The sequence below is a fragment of the Herbaspirillum sp. BH-1 genome (assembly GCF_002870055.1).
GTDB classification, from domain to species: Bacteria; Pseudomonadota; Gammaproteobacteria; order Burkholderiales; family Burkholderiaceae_D; genus Herbaspirillum; species Herbaspirillum frisingense.
On the sequence record NZ_PKOI01000013.1, the window covers coordinates 136265 to 143459 of the forward strand.

General features: G+C 65.7%; 5 protein-coding genes. All 5 read left to right on the plus strand.

Going from position 1 to position 7195, the window contains the following annotated elements:
* Positions 1 to 103: 103 nt before the first annotated feature.
* The gene (locus tag HBH1_RS17360) at positions 104 to 1249 is read left to right on the plus strand and encodes an ABC transporter substrate-binding protein (RefSeq protein WP_102663756.1); all 1146 of its coding nucleotides are present in this window, start codon (positions 104 to 106) and stop codon (positions 1247 to 1249) included.
* A 109-nt stretch (positions 1250 to 1358) separates the two neighbouring features.
* On the plus strand, positions 1359 to 3422 hold the full coding sequence (gene paaZ / locus HBH1_RS17365) for a phenylacetic acid degradation bifunctional protein PaaZ (RefSeq protein WP_102663746.1): 2064 nt from the start codon (positions 1359 to 1361) through the stop codon (positions 3420 to 3422).
* Between the two features lie 141 nt (positions 3423 to 3563).
* Complete coding sequence (locus HBH1_RS17370; protein ID WP_102663747.1) at positions 3564 to 4616, plus strand: branched-chain amino acid ABC transporter permease; 1053 nt, start codon at positions 3564 to 3566, stop codon at positions 4614 to 4616.
* Between the two features lie 22 nt (positions 4617 to 4638).
* Positions 4639 to 6417, plus strand: a complete 1779-nt coding sequence (locus tag HBH1_RS17375; RefSeq protein ID WP_369878629.1) for a branched-chain amino acid ABC transporter ATP-binding protein/permease — start codon at positions 4639 to 4641, stop codon at positions 6415 to 6417.
* On the plus strand, positions 6417 to 7195 hold a 779-nt coding region (locus HBH1_RS17380; RefSeq protein ID WP_102663749.1), incomplete at its 3' end, for an ABC transporter ATP-binding protein. The genes HBH1_RS17375 and HBH1_RS17380, both read left to right, overlap by 1 nt.

A 7195-nucleotide genomic window follows, 5' to 3' on the forward strand; every position in this document is an offset into this window, starting at 1 on the left:
AGCCCTTGATCGGTCGCGTCATTGCAGGCATGCAACACCACAATGACAACACCATCAAGGAGACTCCATGCCGTACCGCTTGCCCTCTATTTGTCCACCTCGACTGCCGTTTTTCCGTCCGCTGTTTGCACTGGTCCTGGCCGGCTGCATGCACGTTGCCCACGCCGACATCAACGTCGGCGTCACCGTCTCCACCACCGGTCCGGCCGCCTCGCTGGGCATTCCGGAGAAGAACACCATCGCGCTGCTGCCGACCACCATCGCCGGGCAGAAGATCAACTACATCGTCCTCGACGACGCCTCCGACACCACGCAGGCGGTCAAGAATGCACGCCGCTTCGTCACCGAAAACAATGTCGATGTCATCGTCGGTTCTTCCGTCAGCCCCAACTCGATCTCGATGATCGAGGTCGCCGCCGAAGCGCAGACGCCGATGATCTCGCTGGCCGCTGCGGCCCGCATCGTCGAGCCCATGGACGCCAAGAAGAAGTGGGTCTTCAAGACCCCGCAGAATGACATCATGATGTCGCTGGCCATCGCCCGCGACATGGTGGCGCGTGGCTATCAGCGTGTGGCCTTCATCGGCTACGCCAATGCCTACGGTGAAGGCTGGTACGAGGAATTCAAGAAGGCTGCCGGCCTGAAGAAGCTGGAACTGGTGGCCAACGAACGCTTCGCTCCGACCGATACCTCGGCCACTGCACAAGCCCTGAAACTGGTGGCGGCCAAGCCGGATGCGATCCTCATCGCCGCCTCCGGCACCCCGGCCGTGGTCCCGCAGCGTGCTCTCAAGGAGCGCGGCTTCAAGGGCCAGATCTACCAGACCCATGGCGTGGCCAATGCCGACTACCTGCGGGTGGGCGGCAAGATGCTGGACGGCACCCTGCTGCCGGCCGGCCCGGTGCTGGTGGCGGCGCAACTGCCGGCTACCAATCCCATCCGCAAGGTGGCGCTGGACTATACCGCCCGCTATGAGGCCGCCCACGGCAAGGACAGTGTCTCCCTCTTCGGCGGTTATGCCTGGGATGCCGGCGTGCTGCTGCAATCGGCCATTCCCGTGGCAATGAAGCGTGCCAAGCCCGGTACCCCGGAGTTCCGCGCCGCCCTGCGCGACGCGCTGGAAGCCACCCGTGAAGTGACCGGCGTACACGGCGTCTACAACATGTCGGCCAGCGACCACCTGGGTCTGGACCAGCGCGCCTCGGTGATGGTCAAGATCGTCGATGGCGCCTGGCAATACCAGCCCTGATCCGCTTTGCAGGTCGGCCTCTTCAGGCCATTTGATACCCATGCCGGCCATGCACCCGGGCTGACCTTCAGCCGGGTGCGCCAGCATCTTCACGTCTACAGGAGTTCCCATGACGGTACGTACACCGCAGCTACAGAGTTTCATTGCCGGCCGCTGGCTCGGCGAGAGTCCCGCCCAGATCTTGCACAGCGCCGTCAACGGCCGCGCCGTCGCATCCACCCACGCCGAGGCGATCGACTTCGGTGAAGCACTGGATCACGCCCGCCAGCAGGGGCTGCCCGGCCTGCTGGCGCTGGACTTCCAGCAACGCGCCGCCCGCCTCAAGGCCCTGGCGAAATACCTGACCGAACACAAGGAGACGCTCTACGCCATCTCCGCCCACACCGGCGCCACCCGCGCCGATAGCTGGATCGACATCGAAGGCGGTAGCGGCACGCTGTTCACCTATGCCAGCATCGGCACCAATGAATTTCCGTCCTCCAACCTGCTGCATGAGGGGCCGGCCTTTGCGCTGGGCAAGCAGGGTCGCTTCGCCGGCAGCCACATCCTGGTACCGCGCGGCGGCGTGGCGGTGCATATCAATGCCTTCAACTTCCCGGTCTGGGGCATGCTGGAAAAATTCGCGCCGAGCTTCCTGGCGGGCATGCCCTGCATCGTCAAGCCGGCCACCGCCACCAGCTATCTGGCCGAGGCGGCAGTGCGGCTGATCCAGCAATCCGGGCTGCTGCCGGCCGGCAGCCTGCAGCTGGTGATCGGCAGCACCGGTGACCTGCTGGATCGCCTGCAGCCGCAGGACGTGGTGACCTTCACCGGCTCGGCCGACACCGCCGCCCGCCTGCGCGTCCACCCCAATCTGGTTGCCAATGCCACTCCCTTCAACGCCGAGGCCGATTCGCTGAACTGCGCCATCCTTGGCCCGGATGTCGGCGCGGACGATGAAGAGTTCGAGCTCTTCGTCAAGGAAGTGGCGCGCGAGATGACCACCAAGGCCGGCCAGAAATGCACCGCCATCCGGCGCGCCATCGTGCCGCGCCAGCAGGTCGATGCCGTGGCTGAACGGCTGGCAGCGCGGTTGCGCAAGATCGTGGTCGGCGACCCGGCGCTGGAGTCGGTGCGCATGGGGCCGCTGGCTTCCCGCGACCAGCAGCGCGATGTCGAGCAACGGTTGGCGCTGTTGAAGCAGGGCGCCGACATCCTGCTCGGTGCCGGCACGGCATTCCAGCCGCAGGGCGAGGGTGTGGCCGAGGGCGCCTTCTTCGCGCCGACCCTGCTGCTGGCACGCGACACGGCCGCCGGCAGCCCGGTGCATGAAGTCGAGGCCTTTGGCCCCGTCAGCACCCTGTTGCCCTACGACGACCTGGACGAAGCCCTGGCCCTGGCCGCCCGCGGACGCGGCAGCCTGGTGGCCAGCCTGGTCACGCGCACGCCCGCCGTGGCGGCGCGCGTCATTCCTGCGGCCGCCGCCTGGCATGGCCGCCTGCTGGTATTGGATCGCGAATCGGCACCGGAATCCACCGGCCATGGTTCACCATTGCCGCAGCTCAAGCACGGCGGCCCCGGTCGTGCCGGTGGCGGCGAAGAACTGGGCGGGGCGCGGGCGGTCAAGCATTACCTGCAGCGTAGTGCGGTGCAGGGTTCGCCCACCATGCTGGCGGCGGTGGTCGGCGAGCATGTGCGCGGCGCCCAGGTCCGTGAATCGGACATCCACCCCTTCCGTCACTATTTCGAAGACCTGCAGATCGGCGATTCGCTGAGCACCCATCGACGCACCGTCACCGAGGCTGACATCGTGAATTTCGGCTGCCTCTCCGGTGACCATTTCTACATGCACTTCGACGACATCTCGGCACGCCAGTCGCCCTTCGGCAAGCGCATCGCCCACGGCTACTTCGTGCTCTCGGCGGCGGCCGGGCTGTTCGTCTCGCCGGCACCCGGGCCGGTGCTGGCCAACTACGGGCTGGATACGCTGCGCTTCGTCAAGCCGGTCGGCATCGGCGACACCCTGCGTGCCCGCCTGACCTGCAAGCGCAAGATCGACCGCAACAAGAAGGACGCCAATGGCCAGGGGCAGGGCGTGGTCGCCTGGGATGTGGAGGTCAGCAACCAGGATGACGAACTGGTCGCGTCCTACGACATCCTGACCCTGGTGGCCAAGCGACCGGTGGCCGCATAGTCGGACGAGTGAACGCCTGGATGTCGGCGGTCACCGACTGCGTAAATGATATAAAAAATATAAACGGCTCGACGGAGCCGGAGACCTGCCCGGCCAGCCGCAGCCAGAACTGCGAGGCCCGGGCAGAACAGGAGGAGACAAATGGATGCAAGCATATTGACCGTGCTGGTGCAGGACGGCATCACCACCGGCGCCATCTATGCGCTGTTGTCGCTGGCGCTGGTGCTGGTGTTTTCGGTGACGCGGGTGATCTTCCTGCCGCAGGGCGAGTTCGTGGCCTTCGGTGCCTTGACACTGGCGGCGATCCAGAACGGCCAGGCTCCCGGCACGGCCGTGCTGTTGCTGGCGCTGGGCGGCGTGACGCTGGCGGTGGAAGCCGGCAGCGCATTGCGCCTGCCGCAATCCCGCGCGCGCCTGCGGCGCCGCTGGCCCTGGATGCTGGCCACGCAGGTACTGGTGCCGCTGCTGGTGGTCGCAATCACCCGTTACGTCGACCTGCAGACACTGGCCATGCCGCTGCAGATCCTGCTGGCACTGCTTATCGTGGTGCCGATGGGGCCGATGATCTATCGCGTGGCCTACCAGCCGCTGGCGCATTCCAGCGTGCTGGTGCTGTTGATCGTCTCGCTGGGCGTACACCTGGCCATGGTCGGGCTGGGGCTATTGATGTTCGGGCCGGAAGGCAGCAATACCCGGCCCTTCACCGATCTGCAGTTCAACCTGGGCGAGAGTCCCGTGTCGGGACAGAGCGTGATCGTGCTGGTGACGGTGGCGGCGCTGATCGCGGTGATCTATCTCTTCTTCGAACGTACGCTCACCGGCAAGGCCTTGCGTGCCACCGCCGTCAACCGGCTCGGCGCCAGGCTGGTGGGCGTGGGCATCAACCAGGCCGGCAAGCTGTCCTTTGCGATGGCGGCCGGCATCGGTGCGCTGTGCGGCATCCTGATCGCGCCCTTCACCATCGTCAATTACGAATCGGGTTTCATCATCGCCCTGAAGGGCTTCGTGGGGGCCATCTTCGGCGGACTGGCCAGCTATCCGCTGGCGGCGCTGGGTGCGGTCTCGGTGGGCCTGGTCGAGAGCTTTTCCTCATTCTGGGCCAGCTCGTTCAAGGAATTGATCGTCTTCACGGTCATCCTGCCCATCCTGCTATGGCGGTCACTGACCAGCCACCACATCGACGAAGAAGCCTGAGGTCTCCACCATGCCATCCTTAATGACTCATCGCGCCGCTTTGCCGGCGCTGTTCTTCGCCATCGTGCTGGCCCTGCCACAACTGGGCCTGCCGCCGTTCTGGGTGACCCTGCTGTCCTATGTCGGCCTGTATGCCGTCGTTGCCCTGGGACTGGTCTTGCTGACCGGCGTGGCCGGCCTGATCTCGTTCGGGCAGGCGGCCTTCGTCGGCATCGGCGCCTACACCACCGCCTATCTCACCACGCAATTCGGCCTCTCGCCCTGGGTCGGCCTGTTGGCCGGTATCGCCCTGACCGCCTGCTCGGCGCTGGTGATCGGCGCGCTGACCATGCGCATCTCCGGCCACTATCTCCCCTTGTCCACGATTGCCTGGGGGCTGTCGCTGTACTACCTGTTCGGCAATCTGGAGATGCTGGGCAAGCATGACGGTATCAATGGCATCCCCGCGATCAGCATCGGCAGCTTCGAGTTCGGCAACGGTGGCTCGATGTATCTGTTGATCTGGGGCGTGGTGATCCTGGCGCTGGTTTCGGTCGTCAACTTCCTCGACTCGCGCGCCGGTCGTGCGGTGCGGGCGCTCAAATATGGGTACGTCATGCCCGAGTCCATGGGTGTGGATACCGCCCGGCTGAAGATCGTCATCTTCGTCTATGCCGCCGTACTGGCGGGCATCTCGGGCTGGCTCTACGCGCATCTGCAACAGGCGGTCAATCCCACGCCCTTCGGACTGAAATACGGCATCGACTACCTGTTGATGGTGGTGGTGGGCGGTGCCGGCCATGTCTGGGGCGCGTTGCTGGGCGCGGGATTGCTGGCGGTGTTGAGCAACTTCCTGCAGGAGTGGCTGCCAGGCCTGTTGGGGAGCGGCGGCAACTTCGAGGCCATCGTCTTCGGCATTGCCCTGGTGATCTTCCTGCAGTTCGCCAACGAAGGCCTGTGGCCGCGCCTGCAGGCGCGCTTTGGCCAGCGCCGGGTGCACAGCTTGCGAACCGGTGGCGCACCGCTGGCGCAGTTGCCCAAGCCGCAGCGGGGAGAAGTCATCCTGCAGGTCGAATCGGCCCGTAAGCAGTTCGGCGGACTGGTGGCGGTCAACGACGTCAGTTTCGCGGTCAAGGCTGGTGAGATCGTCGGCCTGATCGGGCCGAACGGCGCCGGCAAGTCGACCACCTTCAACCTCGTGACCGGTGTGTTGTCGATCACCAGCGGCAAGCTCGACTATCGCGGCCAGTCATTGGCGGGATTGTCGTCACGGGAAATCTGCAGCCGCGGCATCGCCCGCACCTTCCAGCATGTGCGCCTGGTGCCGGGCATGAGCGTACTGGAGAACGCTGCCATGGGGGCCTTCCGTCGTGGTGAACATGCCCCCCAGCGCGGCATCCTCGCCAGCCTGGTGCGCGCCAATGCATCCGAGGAGGCGCGCATCCTGCAGGAAGCCCGTCACCAGCTGGAGCGCGTCGGCCTGGGCAACATGCTGGACCGGCCTGCCGGCAGCCTGGCGCTGGGCCAGCAGCGCATTCTCGAAATCGCTCGCGCACTCTGCTGCGACCCCGCGCTGCTCCTGCTGGACGAGCCCGCCGCCGGCCTGCGCCTGAAGGAGAAGCAAGCCTTGGCAGCCCTGCTGGACAAGCTGCGCGGCGAAGGCATGGCGGTGCTGCTGGTGGAGCATGACATGGACTTCGTCATGCAATTGACCGACCACATCGTGGTCATGGAATTCGGCACCAAGATTGCCGAGGGCACGCCGGCTCAGATCCAGGTCCACCCGGCCGTGCTGGAAGCCTATCTCGGAGGAGCCCAATGATGACCGCCGCCACCATGAGCCTGCCGCTGCAGGAGCAGGCCGAAGTACGCACTGCCGTTGCCCCGGTCCTGCTGGAGGTCAGTGGCCTCTCGGCCCGCTACGGCAAGGTCGCCGCGCTCAGCGAGGCCACGCTGTCCCTGCGGGCCGGCCAGATCGTCACCGTCATCGGCCCCAACGGCGCCGGCAAGTCCACCCTGCTCAACGCCATGATGGGCGCGCTGCCCACGGGCGCCACGGCCAGCGGCAGGATCGTCTTCCAGGGCGAGGATGTGGGGCGGATGGAGATCGAAGAGCGCGTCGCACGCGGCCTCTCGCTGGTGCCGGAAAAGCGCGAACTGTTTGCCAGCATGACGGTGGAAGACAACCTGCTGCTGGGGGCCTACAAGCGTCGTCGCCATGGCGAAGCGGGTTACCTGGATCAGCAGGATTTCGTGTACACCCTGTTCCCGCGCCTGAAGGAACGCCGCAAGCAGGCCGCCGGCACGCTCTCCGGCGGAGAACGCCAGATGCTCGCGGTAGGCCGTGCATTGATGGCCAAACCGCAGGTGTTGATGCTGGATGAGCCCAGCCTGGGCCTGGCACCATTGGTGACGCGCGAGATTCTTGCCATCATCAGCCAGCTGCGCAGTACCGGCGTGGCGACCTTGCTGGTGGAACAGAATGCGCGGGCGGCATTGCAGGTGGCTGATTATGGCTATGTGCTGGAGATGGGGGAGATTGTCTGCGAAGGGCCGGCGGCGGTGCTGGGGGCAGATGGACGGATTGTGGAGAGTTATCT

Bases quoted from the DNA above. Each gene is read 5' to 3' on its own strand.
- paaZ (WP_102663746.1), top strand. From the start codon at position 1,359: ATGACGGTACGTACACCGCAGCTACAGAGTTTCATTGCCGGCCGCTGG.
- HBH1_RS17370 (WP_102663747.1), top strand. From the start codon at position 3,564: ATGGATGCAAGCATATTGACCGTGCTGGTGCAGGACGGCATCACCACC.
- HBH1_RS17375 (WP_369878629.1), top strand. From the start codon at position 4,639: ATGACTCATCGCGCCGCTTTGCCGGCGCTGTTCTTCGCCATCGTGCTG.